A 19,384-nucleotide genomic window follows, 5' to 3' on the forward strand; every position below is an offset into this window, starting at 1 on the left:
GCTCGAATCTGCCCTGTCCCACACTCCGGAACCGGACTGACGGCGCGGGAGCCGCCAGTCGCCGATGTCGGCCGCCTTTTCCGGCCGGGCAGGACATGTTGCCGCGGGTCGTATCGTTCCCCCGCTTGCGGCGAAGCTGCAACCATCCTACCACTGTCGCGCATAGAATTTTGAGCGTCCAGCGGCACCGACCGCTGCACAACGTCAAGAGGGCGAAGCCATGAAGGACCATCTGCAGTTCTACATCGACGGTGCCTGGGTACCGGCCTCGGGCGGGCGCACGCTCGAGGTCGTCAACCCGGCGACCGAGGAGGCCTACGCCCGCATCGCGCTCGGCGAGACCGCCGACGTGGACAAGGCCGTCGCCGCCGCCAAGCGCGCGTTCGAGCGCTTCTCCCGCACCAGCCGCAAGGAGCGCGTCGAGCTGCTCGAATCGGTGATCGAGGTCTACAAGAAGCGTTACGACGACATCGCCGAGGCCATCAGCGACGAGATGGGAGCGCCGATGAGCTTCGCCCGGCAGGCGCAGGCGGCCGCCGGCCTCGGCCATCTGTCGGAGGTGCTGCGCGTCCTGCGTGACTACGAGTTCGACGAGATCATCAACGAGACCGTGGTGACGCGCGAGCCGGTGGGCGTGTGCGGCTTCATCACGCCCTGGAACTGGCCGCTCAACCAGATCGGCTGCAAGGTGGGCCCGGCGCTGGCAGCCGGCTGCACCATGGTGCTCAAGCCGAGCGAGATCGCGCCCATCTCCGCCATCGTCTTCACCGAGGTCATGCACGAGGCCGGCGTGCCGGCCGGCGTCTACAACATGGTCAACGGCGACGGGCCGACGGTGGGCCAGGCGCTCGCCTCCCATCCCGACATCGACATGGTGTCCTTCACCGGCTCGACGCGCGCGGGCATCGCCGTGGCGCGGGCGGCAGCCGACACGGTCAAGCGCGTGGCGCAGGAGCTGGGCGGCAAGTCGCCCAACATCATCCTGCCCGATGCCGACATCGTGCGCGCCGTCACCCACGGCACGCGCCAGTGCTTCTCCAACAGCGGCCAGTCGTGCAACGCGCCCACGCGCATGCTGGTGCCTGCCGACCGGCAGGAGGAAGCCATCGCCGTGGCACGCGAGGTGGCAGCCGCCACCGTGGTGGGCGACCCGCGCGACGAGGGCACGACCATCGGCCCGGTCGTCAGCAAGGCGCAGTTCGACAAGATCCAGCGCCTGATCGAGCAGGGCATTGCCGAGGGCGCGCGGCTCGTCGCCGGCGGCCCCGGCCGGCCGGAGCACCTCAACCGCGGCTACTACGTGCGCCCGACCGTCTTCGCCGACGTGCGCAACGACATGACGATCGCGCGCGAGGAGATCTTCGGCCCGGTGCTCTCCATCCTGCCCTACCGTGACGAGGAGGAGGCGATCGCTATCGCCAACGACACGATCTATGGCCTGTCGAGCTATGTCACCTCGGGCGACCTTGACCACGCCCGCGCCGTGGCGCGCCGCATCCGCGCAGGCATGGTGCACATCAACGGCTCTCCCGCCGACCTCGCCGCTCCCTTCGGCGGCTACAAGCAGTCCGGCAACGGCCGCGAGTGGGGCCGCTACGGCCTCGAGGACTTCCTCGAGGTGAAGGCGATGTTCGGCTACAACCCGAAGAACGCGTGAAGGACGGGGGGCGGCCGCGTGCCGCCCCCTTCGCCTCAGAGGTAAGGCGGCGTGCAGGCGCTGACGACGGTGCAGCGGCTCTTGCCGACATTGCGGAAGCGGTGCGGGATGCGGCTGTCGAAGAGATAGGCGTCGCCCGCCTTGAGGACGCGGACCTCGTCCCCCACGGTCACCTCGAGCTCGCCCGACAGGACCACCCCGCCCTCGTGCGAATCGTGCACGAGCATGGTCAGGCCCGTGTCGGCGCCCGGCTCGTAGCTCTCGTGCAGGATCTGCAGGTTGTGGGCATGGGCATCGCCGACCTGGCGCAGCGTGAGCTTGCCCCGCGGACGCGTGCCGCTGGCCTTGTGCAGGCGCGAGGTAAGGTCCACCAGTTCGTCCGGAGCGAAGAACACCTTGTTCCTGACCGGCCGGTCCTCCTCGAAGAACTGGGCCATGGTCATGGGGATGCCTTCGAGGATCTTGCGCAACGAGGCGACGGACGGGCTGTTCTTGTTCTGCTCGATGAGCGAGATGAGTCCGTGCGTCACGCCCGCGCGGGACGCCAGCTCGCGCTGCGACAGGCCAGCGGCTTGCCTGATCTGTCTGAGACGGGCGCCCACGTCGAATGTCATCTCGTTCCTCCGGCGCATCGGCGCCGGCCGCGGGGGCGGCTCTGGCCCGCGGCACAGCGCCTTCGATCCATCCAAGAGGGCAAATGCCCCAACAGAGCAAATGCCCGAACCGCCGCCGTTCGTCCAGACGGGCTGCGCGGCGCGATCCGGCGCGCTGATTCCCCTCCCTTCAGGTTAGGCGTCCTGCAACCGGCGGTATAGACGGGACTGCCCTCGCCATGCCGGCGAGGCGCGTCCGTCTAGCAACGGGCCGAGGAACGGTTGGGGCCGAAGGTGACGGGCAGTATGACCTGGCGCTCGGCGAAGCGACCGGACGCAAGCCGCGTCACGATCGCCTCCCCCGCCCGCTGGCCGATGAGGAAGGCCGGCGAGAATACCGTCGTCAGCGTCGGGGTTGCATAGCGCCAGATGTCGAAGCCGTTGAAACCGGTGACGCGCACCTCCTCCGGCACACGATGCCCGCGGGCGGTGAGCAGGTTCATGGCGGCGATTGCCATCTGGTCGTTGCCGCCGATGACGACGTCCGGCACTCCCTTCCTGGCGATGTAGGCCGAGAAGGCGCGCTGCGTGTCGAGATAGCTTTCGTCCCCGCAATGCACGAGGTCGAGCCGCGGCGGGTCGGCCAGCTGCGCGAGCACGGCCCGGACACCCGCCTCGCGCCGCTCCATCGCCGACCAGACGGCGTCCGGCACCAGCATGGTGATCTGCCGCGCCCCGCTTTCGAGCACGTGGCGGGCGACGGTAGCGCCGCCGCCGAAATCGTCCTGCGCGACGGCACAGGCATCCGGCAAGTCGAGTCCGCCGCCCTCGATGTCGGGCAGATTCTCCTGCAGCAGTACGAGCGGCTGGCCGAGCGCGGCAAGATCGGCCAGCAGCCCGCGTCGCTCGTCGCGCGTGCCGGCAAGAAAGACGCACAGGGCATCGGTCTCGATGCGCTGCATCATCGGCAGCATCGCCAGCTTCTCCGGCAACGCGCCGTGCAGCACGATGCTGTAGCCGCCGGCCGACAGGCTCACGTTGAGGCCGGCGAGCACGGCCGCGATGAACGGGTCGGCAAGATAGTGCGGCGTTGGGTCGACAATGACGACCCCCACCGCCATGCGTCTGTCGGTCCTCAGCCGCCGGGCGCTCGCGTGCGGGCGGTAGTCGAGCGCCCGGCAGACTTCGAGGACGCGCGCGAAAGTCTCGCGGCTCATCTGGTCCGTGCGCCCGTTGATGACGTTGGACACCGTCATCGGGGTGACGCCCGCCGCGGCGGCGACGTCGCGGATGGTTACGGCCTTGCGTTTCATCCGACCGGCGAGGAAGCCCCTCAGAGGATGCCGTAGCGGGCGAAGACATCGGCCAGCGAATGGCCGGCCCTGAGATCGGCGAGCGTATTGCGCTCACCCGACACCTTCTCGTTGGCGAGCTTCAGCACCTCGTCCTCCACGTCGCGCGGCACGACGACGACACCGTCCGCATCGCCGAAGACAAGGTCGCCGGGCCGGACCTCGACGCCGCCGCATTCGATCGGCACGTCGATGGCGGTGACGACGCCGCGGCCCTTGCTGTCAAGCGGCGCGATGCCTCCGTGGAAGACGGGAAAGCCCATGGCCCGGATCGCCCGCGTGTCGCGCACGCAGCCGTCCATGAGGGCGCCGGCCGCGCCGCGGACGGACGCCGCGGTGCTGAGAAGCTCGCCCCACGGCGCGATGCGGCCCGACCTGCCGCAGGCGAAGACCGGAATCTCGTCGCGCGCGAGGCTGTCGACCAGCGCGATCTCGAGCGCATAGGGGTTCTCGCCGGGCGTGACGTGGAACACCTCGGTGTAGAGGGCCGTCCGCGCCCGGCCGACCATGACGGAGGCATCGTCAAGCGGGCGGATGAAGCTCGGCAGGGCCTGCCGCCTGCGGCCGACCTGATCGAGACAGTCGGACAGCACGGCCGTGAAGAAGCGGCTGCGGATTTCCTCGATGCTGAACAGTGACATGCGTTTCCCCCCTGACTGCCGGTAATGATGCCCGTTATGGCGATCTTTAACGTTATAGCGCCGGCTGGCAAGCCTCGACGGTACGCGGACGCCCGGTGCACCGGGGAACGAGGTCAGTTCCGCCCGGTCCGCGGCCGGGCGGAATCGTTGAGCTCCGGATGCTCAGGGAACGCGCTGATCGTCACCGCAGCTCATCGCACGTCGTGTCCCGTGCCATCGTCTTCTGGCCGACGGCATCCATTCTCTGCGTGGCCTTCAGCGGCCTGATGAGACGATGCGCCCACTCTGACGCGGCGAGCCCTGAAAAGATCAGCACGGCGCCTGCCATCCCAAGCTCATGGGGCTCGATTAACTGGAGCATGACCGCGCCGAATACCCCCGAGATGGCCACAGCCACATAGATCGTGGCGGCATTCAGCGAGAGCAGGATGGGCGCCAGCGCCGGCGCGATGGAGACGAGGCGATGCTGTTGCGGGACGAGCATGCCCCACCCGCATGCGCCCCAGACGAGCAGTGCCAAAATGCTTGCAGAGAGCGCTGCGCTCGAAAGTGACAGGAAGGCGAAATCGATGCCGACAATGACGATGGCGACATTGAGGACCAAGCGACTCCCGAAGCGATCGGTCAGCGCTCCAGCCGCGATGTTGCCGACGACGGCCGCCGCTCCCCACACCGCGATCAGCATCGCAAGCACTTCGCCGCGCCCGGCCGTGGCACGGGCAAAAACGATGCTGATGTAGCTGTAGACGGTGTACAGTCCCGTCAGCACGAGCAGCGTGGTCGCGAGGGTCAGCAGGACACGGGCGTCCCGAAGGGGAGACAGCCGTTCGCGCAGGGTCAGCCGGGCGGTTGCGGCGATCGCCGGAAGGAGAGTGGCGATAGCCAGCGTAGCCAGCACGCCGAGCGTGGCGACGACCCACATCGTCGCCCTCCAGCTCCCAACATTTCCGACCAGCGTTCCGAGGGGAGCTCCCAGGGCAGTGGCGCCGCTCAGTCCCGCCATGACGATCGCAAGCGCCCGACCTCGCGCTTCGGGAGGAACAAGCATGACCGCCACGGCGCTTGCAGCAGGCATGTAGATCGCGCCTCCCAGGCCGGCGATCACCCGGCTTGCCAAGATCAACCCGAAATCGGCCAGCACGGCCGTCATCACGTTCCCGGCGGTGAAGATCGCCAGACCACATCCGAGCACGAGCCGACGCGACCAGTGCGATGTCAGCGCGGCCATGACCGGCGTCATGATCGCGTAGGAAACGGCATAGGCCGTGATCAACTGCCCCGCCGCCTCGATGCTCACGTTCAGGCTCTGCGCGATCTCAGGCAGAATGCCCGCAACCACGAAACTGTCCGTGCCGATTGCGAAAGCCCCCAACGCGAGCGGGATGACGCGCATATCCATTTCGACACCCTATTGTAACCGTATTAGTTACATCAATCGACATGAAAAGGTGCCCCCGCCTTCATGGCCACTGCACCGGATCACCGATCTTTCGCGAGAATCCGGTCCAGAATGTCTTTGATCGTCACCTCAGCCAGCTGCTTCTGCAGCACCGCATCGAGGGCGTCGTAAACTTGTGTGAGCACAGGCTGAATTCCCCGCCCGACCGGACAGGCCTGGTTGGGAGGGGACGCATGCATGGCGAATAACGACCCGTCATCGACCGCGCGATAAATATCGGACAGGGTGATCGCATCGGCGCTTGTCGCCAATGTCCACCCCGCATTTGCACCACGGTGACTCTTGACCAGCCCCTTCCTTGCCAGGGCACCCAGCAGCCGCCTTATGACAACCGGATTGGTGTTGACACTGCGGGCAATTCTCTCGGACGTAACCGGATCGGCACGCCCCGTCTCCACAAGCGCCATCCAGGCAAGAATGTGCGTCGCGATGGTCAGCCGGCTGTTGGAACTCATGCTTACACCCTGTCGTAACAGTATTTGTTACAACGCGTGCTCGTCAAGCGGTTCTGCAGTGTGCAAGGCGCCGACGGGCATCGGTCCGGGGGGCGGAGCGCCACCGCCCCGCTCGAGCTGCAGGGGCGCGTCCCGCGGCCGCCAGCCCGGCCGCCGCATGCAAGCCATGCGGGGAGGGAATATGCGGCGGGGCATCTTCGGTCATAGATTGACGCACCGCTCGCGGGCGGTCCGACCTGCCGGCTGCGTGACAACGCAAACGTTGCGGCACACAGCTTGCACCTGCCCGCCCATGGACCATTCTCGGGTGCCCTCCGTGCCAAGACGGGGCATCGCCGGCAGCGTCGACGAGGTCGGAAATTATGGTGCACATCGTCCTCTTCAATCCGAATTCGAACGAGGCAACGACCGACACCATGGTCGCCATCGCCCGCGAGGCGGCGGGGACTTCGGCGATGATCACGGGCCGCACGGCGCCCTTCGGTGCGCGCATGATCGTTGATCAGGCGGCATTGTCGAAGAGCGGCGAGGCCATCGCGCAGATGGCGCAGGACCTCGCCGAGGAAATCGCGGCCGGGAAGCAGCGCGTCGATGCCGTGATCGTCTCGGCCTTCGGCGACCCCGGCCTCGACGCGGCGCGGAAAATCCTGCCCTGCCCCGTCATCGGTATCGGGGAATCGGGGATGTCCGAGGCCGCGGCGGGTGGACGCGCCTTTTCCGTTGTCACGACGACGCCCGGCCTCGTGGAGGCCATCAACGCGCGCGCGGCGGCGCTCGGCTATGGCGCACAGTTCCGCGGCACGCGCCTCACCGAAGGGGACCCGACGGAGCTGACCGCCGCGCCGGCGCGGCTCGAGGCCGCGCTCGCCGCCGCCGTCGATGCCGCCGTGGAGGAGGACGGCGCCGAGGCCGTGATCATCGGCGGCGGGCCGCTCGCCCGCGTCGCCAAGCTGCTCACCCCCCGTTCATCCGTCCCCATCATCGAGCCGGTGCCGGCCGCCGTGCGCCGGGCGATCGGCCTGGCGAGCGCGGCCGCCTAGAGCGGCTTCAGCCTCGCCTCGATCGCTGCCCGCTGCGGCTCGAGGAAGGGCGGCAGGGCGAGCTTCTCGCCGAGACTGTCGAGCGGCTCGTCGACCGCAAAGCCCGGACCGTCCGTGGCGATCTCGAAGAGAATGCCGTTCGGCTCGCGGAAATAGAGCGAGCGGAAATAGTAGCGCTCCACCTCGCCGCTGTTCGGCAGGCGGAAGGCCCGGAGCCGCTCTGCCCAGGCCGTGAGCCCCTCCCTGTCCGGCGTCCGGAAGGCGACATGGTGGACGCCGCCCGCCCCCTGCACCGCCGGCCCGAGGCCGGGCTCGACGAGGACATGCAGCTCGGCGGAGGGGCCGCCGTTTCCCATGGCGAAGACGTGCAGCGTCGTGCCGTCGACGGGATGAACCCGCTCCGGCCGCATGCCGAGCACTTCGGTGAGGATGAACTGCGTCGGCGCGAGATCGGGCACGGAGAGCGTGATCGGCCCGAGACCGCGGATCTGGTGATGCGCCGGCACGGGGCTGTCCGGCCACGGATGGGCCTGCCCGGAACCGCCGTCGCTGACGAGATGGAGGCGCTGGCCTTCCGGATCTTCGAAGGCAAGCGCCGGGCGCCCCGCCCGCTCGCCGATGTCGCCGACCGTGCAGCCGGCCTCGGCAAGGCGTTCGCGCCACCAGGCGAGACTCTCCTCACCGCCAACCCTGAGACCCGTGCCGACGATGGCATGGGTGCCGCGCCGCTCGCGCCCCACCGGCCAGTCGAAAAAGGTCACATCCGAGCCGGGCGAGGCGGCACCGTCGCCATAGAAGAGGTGGTAGGCGGAGGTGTCGTCCTGGTTCACCGTCTTCTTGACGAGGCGCATGCCCAGCACGCCGGTGTAGAAGCGGTGGTTCTCGCGCGCCTGCGCCGTAATCGCCGTCAGGTGGTGGATACCCGTCAGCACATGGTCCATGGCCGTCCTCCCGGCTCGTCGCTTCAAGCCAACCGACTATCGGCCAGACAGCGGGCATTGCAATGCCGACACGGGAACCTGCCCGACGACGGGACGGAGCGGACGAGCCAGCAGGAAGACCCGCCGACGGCCGGCTCGGATGGGCCGGCCGCCGTCGCGGGGCGAATCAGACGAGCCCGGCCGCGCGCGGGTCGCGGTCGGCAAGGCGCCGCAGGAGATAGTCGATCTCCGCCACGGCCGCCTCGCTGAGACGCGCGCCCGGCTTGCGCTGCGCGTCGGAGGCGAGGATGCCGCGCCGCATCATGACATACTTGCGCACGGCGAGGCCGATGCCCGGCTGCTGCTCGTAGCGCAGCAGCGGCAGGTGCGCGTCGAAGATGTCATGCGCCGCATCGCGCTCGCCGCGTGCCTGCAGGCGCACCGCGTCGATCAGCATCTCGGGAAAGGCATAGCCGGTGTTGGCGCCGTCGGCACCGCGCTCCATCTCGAAGTCGAGGAAAAGGCCGCCGTTGCCGCACAGGATGGAGATCGGCCGCATGGAACCGTCGGCCTCGAAGCGGCGGAGCGTCGAGATCTTCTCGAGGCCCGGCCAGTCCTCGTGCTTCAGCATCACGCAGGAGGGATTGTCCATGACGATGCGGCGGATGACGCCGGGCGTCATGACGACCGAAAGCGTCAGCGGATAGTCCTGGATGACGAAGGGCACATCGGCGCCGATCGCCTCCACCGCCTGGGCGTAGTAGGTGACGATCTGGTCGTCTGTGCGCAGCGATGAGGGCGGCGCGATCATCACGCCCGCCGCGCCGAGATCCATGGCCGTGCGCGCCAGCGCGCGCATGGCGGCAAAGCCCGGCGCCGAGACGCCGACGATGACGGGCAGGTTGCCCACGCGCGCGATGCAGCGCTTGACGAGGGCAACCGATTCCTCGGCCTCCAGCTTGGGCGCCTCGCCCATGATGCCGAGCACGGTCAGGCCGTCGGCGCCGATCTCGCGGTAGAAGTCGAACAGCCGGTCCACGCTCGCCCAGTCAATCTCGCCCGAGGGAAGGAAGGGCGTCGGCGCGATGGGAAACACGCCGCGGGCTTCGTTGGTGAGTGGCATGATCGTCTCCTTGGCGGACATTCGGAGCGGCTTCGGTCAAGCCGCCGGCCATACATCGGCCCTGGCGTCTCGAAATAAAATCTCTATTGTTCTTTGTTTAGAACGTAGATTTTCTGTTCGATGGACACCCGCTTTCTCGAAAGCCTTGTCGCCGTGGCGGACCACGGCTCCATGGCCGAAGCCGCCCGGCGCCTCGCCATCACGCCCGCCGCCGTCGCGCAGCGCATCAGGGCGCTCGAGGCCGAGCTGGGCACGACCCTCCTCGTCCGCGCAGGCCGCACCATGCGGCCGACGGAGGCAGGCGCCGCCGTCATCGAGCGGGCGCGCCTCCTCCTCGCCGACGAGCGCGAGCTGAAGGCGCTCGCCCTCGCCGATACGCCGGCCGGCGAATTGCGTATCGGCGCCATCGCCACCGCCGTCACCGGCATCCTGCCGGGCGTGCTCGCCCGCCTCGCGGCCAACTACCCGCAGGTCGAGATCTACGTGCAGCCCGGCAACTCGATCGAACTGTATGACCGGGTCATCGGCGGCGAACTCGATGCCGCCCTCGTCGTGGAGCCGCCCTTTGCCCCGCCCAAGACGCTCGCCTTCGCCCTCATCCGGGAAGAGCCCTTCGTCCTCGCCGCGCCGCGCGCCTGGGCGGACAGGGACCCGCTGCGCCTGCTCGCGGGCGAGCCCTTCATCCGCTACGACCGCAACCACTGGGGCGGCCGGCTCGTCGACGGCGCGCTGCGCCGCCTCGGCATCCGCCCGCGCGAGCGCTTCGAGCTGGACGCGCTCGATGCGATCGCAGTGCTGGTCGACCGCGGCCTCGGCGTCGCACTGTTGCCCGACTGGCCACCGCCGTGGCCTGAGGGCCTTGCCATCGCCAGGCTGCCGGTACCGGGCCTCGACATCTCGCGGCGCATCGGCGTCATCTGGCCACGCAGCTCGCGACGCCGGAGGCTGATTGAGGCCCTCATCGGCGAGGCGCGCAGACGCTAGCCAGCCGCCGGCCGGCCGAGAGGGCGCAGCGGCGGCGCCGGCGGCAGGAGGGCGCGAATGTCGCTGAAGGGAAAGCGTGGCGTGAACGAGAAGGCCTCCGCAAAGGCACAGCCGTCATAGCCGCACTGCAGCGCGCGGAAGCGGTTCCAGCCCGTCACCGCCTCGATGAAGCGCTGCGGGCGCTGCGAGACGTGCTCGGCGATGGCGGCGCACTTGGCGTCGAAATGCGCCGAGATATCGACATAGATCGTGGGCGAGGCATCGACGCCAAGCATCGTGTCGGCGAACAGCACAGGCACCCGGAAGCGCGCCGCGTCGCTCACCATCCGGCTCAGCGCCCGATGGTCCGGGTGGTAGTCGTTCGGCGCGTGCGTCACGACGAGATCCGGTGCCATCTGGGCGATCAGGGCCTCGATGCGGCCAGGCACCGCCCGGTCCTCGGCCAGTGCGCCGTCCGCCGCGTCGAGGAAGACAGGCGAGATGCCGAGGACGGCCGCCCCGGCCGTCGCCTCGGCGCGGCGGGTGCGGCGCAGCATCTGCGCATCCCCCTCCCCTCCGGCGGCACCGTCTGTCGCGACGACCCAGCCGATCTCGTGCCCCGCCGCCCGGTAGACGGCGAGGAGGCCGAAGAAGAAGATCTCGACATCGTCCGGATGGGCGCCGAAGCCGATGATGCGCATGGCTTTTCCCCACGCTCAGGCGGCGGCGCTCGTTGCGAGCGTTTCGATGACGATGGCCGCTGTCCACGTGAAGTTGCCGCCGCCGAGGCCCTCGCCGGTCAGCGGATCGTAATATTCGGCAAAGCCGTTCTCGACCAGCGCCAGGCTGTCCGCCCGCACCGCCGCCGCATCCTCGGGAAAGCCGCAGCGGTCGAGCCCGTCGGCGAGGAGATAGTTGATGATGAGCCAGCAGGGCCCCCGCCAGTAGCGTTTCGCCTCGAAGCGCGGATCGGCTGGATCGTGGGTCGGCACGCCCCGCCGCACGCGCGAGCGCAGGGTGCGGATGCGGTCGCGCATCGCGATGCGCTTGCCTTCGTCGCCCAGCCCGGCGAGTAGCGGCAGCAGCCCGCCCACCGAGGGGCTCGTGACGAGCTGTCCGGCCACGCGGTCGAACGGCAGGTACTGGCCGAGGTCCGGGCTCCACAGGCTGTCGAAGGCCGCCCGCGCCCGTGCCGCCCGCGCCTCTGCCTCGGCAGCCAGCTCAGTCTCGCCGAAGCGTCTGGCGAGATGGGCGATGTCCTCCTCGGAGCGGACGAGGATGGCGTTGATGGCGGGGTCGACAACCCGGAACGGGGAGGCGTCGTGCAGCACGCGGTTGTCCCAGCCAAGGCTGCGGAAGCGCTGCACGAGCCACAGGTAGCGGTCGTACTCGACCTTTCGCGGCCGCTCGGCAGGGTCGACGTGCTGGGTGTCGCGCCGGACGTAGGGCTCCACCCCGTCGGTCGGCACCCGTGCCAGGGCCTCGTCCCAGTCGATGCTGTTGTCGCGGCCCGATTCCCAGGGGTGGAGGATGGCGACGAGACCAGAGCCGGCAGGGTCACGCATGGCATGGAACCAGCGATGCCAGGCGGCAATCTTCGGCAACAGGAGCCGCGCCTTCTCCTCCGCGAGGGCCCTGTCCGCCGCCGTCTCGACGAGACGGCGCAGCACGAGGCCGGCCACCGGCGGCTGCGTGATGCCCGAGGTCGGCGTCGGCCGGCCCGTGCGCCAGACCTCGGGGCCCGGGAAGTAGCTGTCGTCCGGCGTGTGGAAGACGATGTGCGGCACCATGCCGTCCGGCCACTGGTGCGCGAAGAGCGTCTCGATCTCCAGGAAGGCGCGGCGCTCGTCGCTGTGCCGCTGGCCAAGCGCGGTGAGGCAGGAGTCCCAGTTCCACTGGAAGGGATAGAGGCCCTTGGTCGGCACGGTATAGGCGCCGCGGTCGTTGTCACGCACGATGGCGGCGGCCTGCGCGCGCAGGGCCTCAAGGGAATGGGTGGTCATCTCATGCTCCGGTGGCGGGTTCGGGCTGGGTCGTCTGGGTCAGGCTCACCCCGCTGTCGGCGTCGAACCAGCGCACCCGGCCGGGGCGCGGCGCGAGCGTCAGGGTCTCCCCGGGGCGAACGGCAAGGTCGTTGTCGAGCACGACGCGGAAGAGGTGGCCGGCGAGATCCATGGTCACGAGCTGGTGCGGACCGAGCGGTTCCACCACCCGGACGCGGCCGGCAAGCCCCTTCCCGGCCGGCACCAGATCCTCGGGCCGGATGCCGAACAGCAGCGCGGCGTCGGCGGCGGGCGCATCACGGAAGAGGTGGCCGGCGACGCGCGCCCCCTCCCCTTCCCGCTCGGCCGGCAGGAAGTTCATGGGCGGGTTGCCGATGAAGCCGCCGACAAAACGCGTCGCGGGGTGGTGATAGACCTCGGTGGCCGGGGCCGCCTGGACGATGCGGCCCTCGTGCATGACGGCGATGCGGTCAGCGAGGCTCATCGCCTCCACCTGGTCATGGGTGACGTAGATGGTGGTGGTGCGGCTCTCCTGCAGCACACCCTTGAGCTCGGCGCGCATCTCGAGCCGCAGCAGGGCGTCGAGGTTGGACAGGGGCTCGTCCATCAGCAGCACGGCGGGCTCGACGGCGAGCGCACGGGCGACGGCGACGCGCTGGCGCTGGCCGCCGGAGAGCTGGCCGGAATAGCGCTTCAGCAGCTCCTCGATGTGCAGCAGCTCGGCGACGCGGCGCACCCTGCGCTCGATCTCGGCCGCCGGCACCTTCTGCATGGCGAGGCCAAAGCCGATGTTGTCGAACACCGTCATGTGCGGAAAGACGGCGTAGTTCTGGAACACCATGGCGATGCCGCGCCGGCGCGGCGGCAGGTCGTCCACCCGCCGGCCGCCGATGATCACCGTGCCATGGCTCGCCTTCTCAAGCCCGGCGACGATGCGCAGGAGCGTCGTCTTGCCCGAGCCTGAGGCGCCGAGAAGGACGACGAACTCCCCGTCGGCCACCGTGAGGTTCACGGCATGCAGGGCCTGGTGGTTGCCGAAGCGCTTGGCGACCTGCCTGATGTCGATGTCGGCCATTCGGTTGCCCTTTGCCCATCGCCTAGCGGTTGGCGATGCCCCAGAGGGAAAAGAGGTACTTGCGCACTGCGAAGAGGAAGAGGAGCGCCGGCACGATGAGAACGGCCCCGCCTGCGAACTTGAGTGGCAGGGGCGAGACGTCGAGGCTCTGCAGGAGGAATGCCGTTAGCGTCTTGTTCTCGATGGTGAGCACCGCTGCCGCGAAGACCTCGTTCCACGAGATGACGAAGGCAAAGATGCCGGCCGCCGCGATGCCCGGCAGCGCCAGCGGCAGCACCACCTTGCGGAAGGCGGAGAGCCGCGAGCAGCCGAGCGTCCAGGCCGCCTCCTCGAGCTCCTCGGGAATGCTGAGGAAGAGCGAAGCCATGATGAGCACCGCGAAGGGCATGGCGAGCGTCGTGTGGACGAGCGCGAGGCCGATAATGGTGTCGTCGAGGCCGACGCGGATGAAGAGCACCGTCAGCGGCAGCGCCAGCAGCGGCAGCGGGAAGGCCCGCGTCATCAGCACCGCGAGGCGGAAGAGGTTGGCGCCGGGAAACCGGAAGCGCGCCAGCGCGTAGCCGGCCGGCGCCCCGAGCCCGATGGACATGACCATCGTCAGCCCCGCCACGAGGAAGGAGTTGAGCAGCGCCCTCGGCACGCCGGCGTAGTTGGCGAAGAAGGCGAGGCTCGAAAGATCGAACTCCGGCACCAGCGACTTCGGCCAGGCCGACACCGCCGCGACGGAGCCGAAGGCATTGACGACGAGGAGGTAGATCGGCACGAGCACCCAGGCCACGAGTACTGCAACGGCGCTTGCCATGAGGAGGCGGCCGCTGCGGCGCGGCTCCGCCCGAGCCGGGGCCTCCGCTTCCGTCGTTGCGAGACTGGTCATGCCGCAGCCTCCCGCGTGCGGTCGCGCAGCGCCCACAGGAAGAAGACCGTGAAGGCGAGCGAGATGGCCAGGATGACGATGGCATAGGCCGAGGCCACCTTGTGGTCCTGAAGGTCGAACTGCCAGGAATAGGTCTCGCCCATCAGTACCGGCAGGTTGTTGCCGGCGAGCACGGCGACGACGGCGAAGACCTCGAAGGCAAGGATCGTGCGCAGGATCAGCGCCGTCTGCAGGCTGGGTCTGAGCAGCGGCAGCGTGATGAGGAAGAAGCGCTTCAACGGCCCTGCGCCGAAGACCTCGGCCGCCTCGTCATACTCCTTCGGGATAAGCCCCATGCCGGCGACGAGGATGACGAGCACGATGGCCGTGGCGCGCCACACCTCCGCCACCACCACCGCCGCGAACAGGGCCGCCGTGTTGCGGTAGTCGAGCAGGTTCTGTGGCCCGGAGATGAGCCCGAGGCCGTAGAGGATGCTGTTGAGGAAGCCGTTCTGCTCGAGCAGCGCGAACCAGATGAGCCCGGCCGCGAGGTCGGAGATGCCGAGCGGGATGGTGAAGACGTAGAGCACCATGTCCCGCCCGCGCTCCAGCCGCGTGACGAGGCTCGCCATGACGAGCGCGAGCGTAATCTGGACGGGCACGACGACGAGGGCGAGGCCCAGCGTGTTGGCGAGCGCAGGCCCGAACTTCCAGTCATCGGCCATGGTCCTGAAATGGGCGAGGGTGAAGCCCTCCTCGCCCGTGAAGGCCTCGACTACCACCTGCACGAAGGGCACGAAGAAGAAGGCCGCGAGAAACAGGCTCGCCGGCAGGATGAGCACGTAGGACAGCACCTTCTCGCCGCTCGCCAGCCTAAGCATGCGCATGCCTCCGTGAGGGCGGCCCGGCGCGGCGCGCGGACCGCCCCGAATGGTCGCGACAGATCACTCGACCGGGCAAGGGCCTTCACTCGCCTTGTCCGGTGCCCAGCACGGCGCCTTGCTCTCAGCCATGATGTCCCTGAGCGTCGCCGCCTGGTCGTCGAGCACGGCGCGCACGTCCTGCCCGCGCAGCACGATGCGCTGGAAAGTGTCGAGGAAGACCTTGTTGAACTTGCCGTCGAGGCTGCCGAGGCCGATGGGCAGCAGGCTCGGCAACGCATCCGGCGCGGCGGACTGGGCTGCCACCGCCGCTCCCGACATCTTCACCGCGGCCGGCATGTCGTCGGGCAGCGCCACCTCGACCACGGGGAAGAAGCTCGTCGCCCTCAGCGTCGCGATCTGCGTCTCGGGCTTCAGCATGTAGGCGGCGAGCGCCTTGGCCTCCTCGACGTTCGGCGAGGTTCTGGGGATGGCGATGCCGGCAACGACCGGCATGAAGCCGCGTCCCGCGGGGCCGGCCGGAGCCGGGAAGGTGACGAACTGGTCCGGCTTCTGGTTGAGTGCGTCCTGCAGGCGGGCCGTGTGCTCCCAGGCGACCCACACCTCGCCGGTGAGCAGCGGCTCCTGCATGAAGCCGTAATTAGTCGAGGCGGGGTTCACCTCCGCCCACAGCGTCTTGAAGGCGTTCCACATCGCCTCCGCCTCGCCGGAGCGGAACTTCGTCACCACCGAGCCGGTGTAGGAGGGGTAGAGGTAGCCCTGGAGGAAGCGGTGCAGCAGGCCTTTGGGCCCGGCCGGCAGCCCGATCTTCGGCGATCCGGTGGCCTCGCGCATCGCCTTGCCCCAGGCAATGAGCTCGTCATAGGTGAGCTTCTGGATGTCGGCGCCCTCGGGCAGGTATTTCAGGGCCTCCTTGTTGGCGGCCATGACGTAGCTCGCCTGCATCCAGGGCACGTATTTCTGCTCGGCCGTGCCGTAGGTGCCGAGCGACAGGAGCGTGGGGTTGACCCTGGCGTCGCCCGCGGCGGCGAGCACGTCCTTCAGGTCGATCAGATCGGCTGACAGCGAGGCGAGCTCGCCGTGCAGGCCGCCGAGCAGCGCGATGGTGCCCTTGCCGGCCTTCAGCTCCGCCTGGATGCGGGTGAAGAAGGGGCCCGCGTCGTTGCCGTAGTACTCGACGGGCTTGCCGAAGCCGCCGAGCACCTCGGTGCGCATCTTCTGCGTCTCCTCGACGGGCTTGGCCTGGGTCGACCAGAACAGCAGCCCCTGCGCCTCGGCCCTGCCCGCGACGCCCAGAGCGAGCGCCAGCGCAGCGAGCGCGATCTTCCTTCCCGGTTTTCTCAGCGTCATGTCACGTCCTCCCTGGGGTCGGGCGAAGCGCTTGTTGTTGGTCTTGCGCTCGCGCCGTTGCGGCTGTCCGCCGCGTTCATCCCGCCCCGGCCGGCGCGGGCCCGTGGCTCGCGCGTGGCACGAAGCGCGGCTTGACGAGATGTCCCCTGATGCCGGCCTCGCCCTGCTCGAGACGCTCGACCACCATGGCGGCGATCGTCGCCGCGCCCTCGGCGATGCTCTGGCTGAAGGTCGTCAGCGGCGGGTCGGCATAGGCGGCGACCGGCGTGTCGTCGAAGCCGACCACCGTGAGCGCCTGCGGCACAGCGATGCCTTCGCGCCGGGCCTCTTCGAGCACGGCAAGCGCAAGCTGATCCTTGAGACCGACGACGGCCGTGGGCCGCGGGTCGGAATTGATGAGCGCCGCCGCCGCCCGCGCCATCGCGCCTGCATCGCCGAGCGGCGCCGCCATCACCACCGGCGGCGGCAGGTCCGCCTCCGCAAGCGCCCGCTCCAGGCCGCGCCGACGCAGGAAGGCATAGGTATAGTCCTTCGCCGGCCCCAGCATGGCAAAGCGGCGATGGCCAAGGGCGATGAGCCTGCGGCCGAGATCGTAGAAGGCGCCCTCGCCGTCAGTGTCGAGCCACGAATAGGCCTCGGTGCTGGCCAGCGTGCGCCCGTGTGCCACGAAGGGCACGCCGCGCTCGATGAGGAAGGTGACACGCGGGTCCTCGCAGGTGAGGCGATAGAGGACGACTGCGTCCGCCCTGCGGCTCTCGACGACGCGGCGCAGAACGGCAAGGTCATCCTGCCCCGCCGGAACGGTCGCGAGGAAAAGGTCGCGCCCGCGCTGCGTGAGACCGCCGGCGAGACCGGCGAGAAAGTCCGCCAGATAGGGGTCGACGAGCGCGTGCGGTTCGATCGGCAGCAGCATGCCGACGAAATTGCTGCGGCCTGACACGAGCATCCGGCCAACCTGGTTCGGCACGTAGCCGAAGGCGTCGGCCGCCTCGCGGACGCGCTGGCGCGTCTGTTCACTCACGTCCGGATAGCCCGCGAGTGCCCTCGATACCGTCGTGATCGACAGGTCGAGATGGGCCGCAAGCTCCTTGAGGCGCAGCCGCTTCGTTTCCGTCCTGTTCGTCGGTGCGTGCATCGCTCATCCAAAACGTTTTGGAAGCGTGCCGCCAACCGCCCGACCTGTCAAGCGGGCATTGTCTCAGCCAAAGGCAGCGAAGGTCGCGTGACGCTGGCAGAGCCGGGCTTGGCGGTGAGCGAGAGAGGGCTTCTTGTCCTTCGCGCACCGAAAATCGTGCCGCACGCGAGCATCACGGCCAAGGCCATCGAAAATTGGCGGGAACCATGGATGAAATGGCCGCTCTCTGACGTCCACTCTCCCCTTCGCTGCGTGTCCTGGGCACCATGACCACATCGGCGATGGCATCGGCGTGCTGGTCAAAGAATGCGCTTGGACCTGAACGCTGTGGCGCGTTCCTTCCTCGTCATGGCCCATGTCCCGACCGGGCGAACAAGCGGTGCTCTGGACGACGGGGCGGATCTTTCAGGTCGCGAAGCCGCGATTGTCCTGGAAAAGGAGGCATCGGGAGGCGTTCTGCCGGATGCTCGGCACGACGCGGTGAAGGGAGGGAGCCGATGGCTTCTCCGGCAGTGTTATCCGTTACCTTGAGGGTGGCGTTTGGCGGTTGTGTTGCCGCAAGTCTGGCACGCAGGAGGGCCTTGATCATGGGGGCAACCGAGAAGGCACCCGTTTTGGCCCGGGTCGTCAGGGAATGGAGATAGGCCCGGGGGCTGCGGATCTGGTCGTGTCGCTCGAGGATGGCTGCGACGACGACGGAAGCCGTTCTTGATCCGAGAATCTGGCAGCTCTCGTGCCAGGTGTGCTGGCCAATGCCGAGAAAGAGGCGGATGAGTTCTGCTGTCTTGAGCAGATCGCTCCAGCTGGAAATGGGCGTGCTGCTGTAGCTGGAAATCGTCGGGCAGGCCGTCAGGACATCCGGCAGGTGGATATCGCTCGGATTGCCATTGCCTTGGTGCGAGGTTGGGGCGGAGGCGTAAGCCGTTGCAGCGATCTGCGCGCTTTCAGAATCTGGATTCTCTGCAGGGGGAGTCTGTTGGTGGCGCTCAATTTGGGACTCATTGGCGCTCAAATTTTGAAAAATTGCATTTTCTTTCAGTGACTTATGCACTTCCTGGCAGAGGCGCTGCAGGGCAGTGGCCGTCGCTTCGAGAACGTCACTTGGAGTCGTTGCGGGGAGCGGAGCGGAGAGGTCGGCGAAGCGTACGGCAAGATCATGCCAGGGGCCTGGCAGCTTTTCCTGCTCGGCGAAGGCGATGAGCTTGCGGATGTCGCGGCGCAACAGCGTGATGCGCTCCCGCAGGAGGCGGATGGCGTGACGATGGGCCCGCACTTCCTCGGCAATGCGCTCGAACTCGCTCGCCCGGCTGATGAGTGGCGACAGGTCGAAGCCGTATGCGGTCTCGATGACGCCGCCGGGGCCCTTGCGGGCATAGCGCTTGCCGTTGGGACTGTCGCGCCGGATGATGAGACCGGCCTCGATGAGCGCAGCGAGATGGCGCCTGAGGGTCGCAGCCGCCATGCCGTGGGCACGCAGGGAGAGTTCGCGGTTGGAGGGAAAGACGACGAGATCGCTTCCCGACGTCAGCACCGTTTCCGGATGAAAGGACAGAAGGGCGTGCAGGACGGCGAGCGAGCGGTCGCTGACGCCGAGCCTTGCCTTGCCTTCCGTGATATCGCGAAAGACCTGCCATTTCTGGACCTGGCCTTCGGCGGGAGCCGAGCGGACAGCGACCTGCCTGGCCAACTGGCCAAACGTCATCGGCCGCCGCCCGAAGGGCGTCGTAAAATAGGCGTCGCTCATCTTCCTGCTCCTCGCAGGCAAAAGATTTTTGCTCGCCGAAACGACGCCGACTCTTGACTGCGATTCGCGGAAGTGCGATTCTCACGGTCGCTACACACATGAGAAAGGGCTTCCGGAGCGGAGACGTTTCGGGGGCCTTT

The 19,384-nt window shown here is 68.4% G+C and carries 18 protein-coding genes; 3 read left to right on the forward strand and 15 right to left on the reverse strand.

The window, feature by feature from the left end; all coding sequences use genetic code 11:
- Positions 1-220: 220 nt before the first annotated feature.
- A complete protein-coding gene (locus tag HNQ73_RS11960) occupies positions 221-1,657 on the forward strand; it encodes an aldehyde dehydrogenase family protein (RefSeq protein WP_183335100.1) in 1,437 nt (478 codons plus the stop codon).
- 35 nt (positions 1,658-1,692) lie between these two features.
- Here the strand turns inward: HNQ73_RS11960 and HNQ73_RS11965 are convergent, their stop codons facing one another.
- The 5 genes from HNQ73_RS11965 to HNQ73_RS11985 all read right to left on the reverse strand — a co-directional run bounded on the left by HNQ73_RS11965 (position 1,693) and on the right by HNQ73_RS11985 (position 6,157).
- Complete coding sequence (locus tag HNQ73_RS11965) at positions 1,693-2,271, reverse strand: cupin domain-containing protein (protein ID WP_183335101.1); 579 nt, start codon at positions 2,269-2,271, stop codon at positions 1,693-1,695.
- Between the two features lie 239 nt (positions 2,272-2,510).
- Complete coding sequence (locus HNQ73_RS11970; protein ID WP_183335102.1) at positions 2,511-3,563, reverse strand: LacI family DNA-binding transcriptional regulator; 1,053 nt, start codon at positions 3,561-3,563, stop codon at positions 2,511-2,513.
- A gap of 20 nt (positions 3,564-3,583) precedes the next feature.
- Positions 3,584-4,243 (reverse strand): RraA family protein, encoded by a 660-nt coding sequence (locus HNQ73_RS11975; protein WP_183335103.1) that lies wholly within the window; start codon positions 4,241-4,243, stop codon positions 3,584-3,586.
- A gap of 181 nt (positions 4,244-4,424) precedes the next feature.
- Complete coding sequence (locus tag HNQ73_RS11980; protein ID WP_183335104.1) at positions 4,425-5,642, reverse strand: MFS transporter; 1,218 nt, start codon at positions 5,640-5,642, stop codon at positions 4,425-4,427.
- Positions 5,643-5,722: 80 nt separating this feature from the next.
- Positions 5,723-6,157 carry an Rrf2 family transcriptional regulator gene (locus tag HNQ73_RS11985; RefSeq protein WP_183335105.1) on the reverse strand — a complete coding sequence of 145 codons (435 nt, stop codon included), beginning with the start codon at positions 6,155-6,157 and terminating at the stop codon, positions 5,723-5,725.
- A gap of 362 nt (positions 6,158-6,519) precedes the next feature.
- Between HNQ73_RS11985 and HNQ73_RS11990 the strand changes: the two genes are divergently transcribed.
- Positions 6,520-7,197 carry an aspartate/glutamate racemase family protein gene (locus tag HNQ73_RS11990; RefSeq protein WP_183335106.1) on the forward strand — a complete coding sequence of 226 codons (678 nt, stop codon included), beginning with the start codon at positions 6,520-6,522 and terminating at the stop codon, positions 7,195-7,197.
- On the opposite strand, the gene HNQ73_RS11995 is transcribed toward HNQ73_RS11990, so the two are convergent.
- On the reverse strand, positions 7,194-8,138 hold the full coding sequence (locus tag HNQ73_RS11995) for a ring-cleaving dioxygenase (RefSeq protein ID WP_183335107.1): 945 nt from the start codon (positions 8,136-8,138) through the stop codon (positions 7,194-7,196). The genes HNQ73_RS11990 and HNQ73_RS11995 overlap by 4 nt on opposite strands.
- A gap of 166 nt (positions 8,139-8,304) precedes the next feature.
- On the reverse strand, positions 8,305-9,240 hold the full coding sequence (locus HNQ73_RS12000; protein WP_183335108.1) for a dihydrodipicolinate synthase family protein: 936 nt from the start codon (positions 9,238-9,240) through the stop codon (positions 8,305-8,307).
- A 120-nt stretch (positions 9,241-9,360) separates the two neighbouring features.
- Here HNQ73_RS12000 and HNQ73_RS12005 point away from each other — a divergent pair, with 120 nt between their 5' ends.
- Positions 9,361-10,224: a LysR family transcriptional regulator gene (locus HNQ73_RS12005; RefSeq protein ID WP_183335109.1), complete on the forward strand. Its 864-nt coding sequence runs from the start codon at positions 9,361-9,363 to the stop codon at positions 10,222-10,224.
- Here HNQ73_RS12005 and HNQ73_RS12010 read toward each other — a convergent pair.
- From HNQ73_RS12010 to repC, 8 genes are all read right to left on the reverse strand, one after another.
- A complete protein-coding gene (locus HNQ73_RS12010; protein ID WP_183335110.1) occupies positions 10,221-10,904 on the reverse strand; it encodes a PIG-L deacetylase family protein in 684 nt (227 codons plus the stop codon). The genes HNQ73_RS12005 and HNQ73_RS12010 overlap by 4 nt on opposite strands.
- Positions 10,905-10,919: 15 nt before the next feature.
- The gene (locus tag HNQ73_RS12015; protein ID WP_183335111.1) at positions 10,920-12,206 is read right to left on the reverse strand and encodes an MGH1-like glycoside hydrolase domain-containing protein; all 1,287 of its coding nucleotides are present in this window, start codon (positions 12,204-12,206) and stop codon (positions 10,920-10,922) included.
- Position 12,207: 1 nt separating this feature from the next.
- Positions 12,208-13,281 (reverse strand): ABC transporter ATP-binding protein, encoded by a 1,074-nt coding sequence (locus HNQ73_RS12020; RefSeq protein WP_183335112.1) that lies wholly within the window; start codon positions 13,279-13,281, stop codon positions 12,208-12,210.
- A gap of 22 nt (positions 13,282-13,303) precedes the next feature.
- Complete coding sequence (locus HNQ73_RS12025; RefSeq protein WP_183335113.1) at positions 13,304-14,155, reverse strand: carbohydrate ABC transporter permease; 852 nt, start codon at positions 14,153-14,155, stop codon at positions 13,304-13,306.
- The gene (locus tag HNQ73_RS12030) at positions 14,152-15,006 is read right to left on the reverse strand and encodes a carbohydrate ABC transporter permease (protein ID WP_373284917.1); all 855 of its coding nucleotides are present in this window, start codon (positions 15,004-15,006) and stop codon (positions 14,152-14,154) included. The genes HNQ73_RS12025 and HNQ73_RS12030 overlap by 4 nt, the downstream gene beginning before the upstream one ends.
- Positions 15,007-15,078: 72 nt before the next feature.
- Entirely contained in the window at positions 15,079-16,365 is a 1,287-nt protein-coding gene (locus HNQ73_RS12035) for an ABC transporter substrate-binding protein (RefSeq protein WP_183335115.1), read from the reverse strand.
- A 76-nt stretch (positions 16,366-16,441) separates the two neighbouring features.
- Positions 16,442-17,500 (reverse strand): LacI family DNA-binding transcriptional regulator, encoded by a 1,059-nt coding sequence (locus HNQ73_RS12040; RefSeq protein WP_183335116.1) that lies wholly within the window; start codon positions 17,498-17,500, stop codon positions 16,442-16,444.
- Positions 17,501-17,846: 346 nt separating this feature from the next.
- A complete protein-coding gene (gene repC, locus HNQ73_RS12045; RefSeq protein ID WP_183335117.1) occupies positions 17,847-19,244 on the reverse strand; it encodes a plasmid replication protein RepC in 1,398 nt (465 codons plus the stop codon).
- Between the last annotated feature and the right edge of the window lie 140 nt (positions 19,245-19,384).

It is taken from the genome of Chelatococcus composti (genome assembly GCF_014201415.1).
GTDB classification, from domain to species: domain Bacteria; phylum Pseudomonadota; class Alphaproteobacteria; order Rhizobiales; family Beijerinckiaceae; genus Chelatococcus_A; species Chelatococcus_A composti.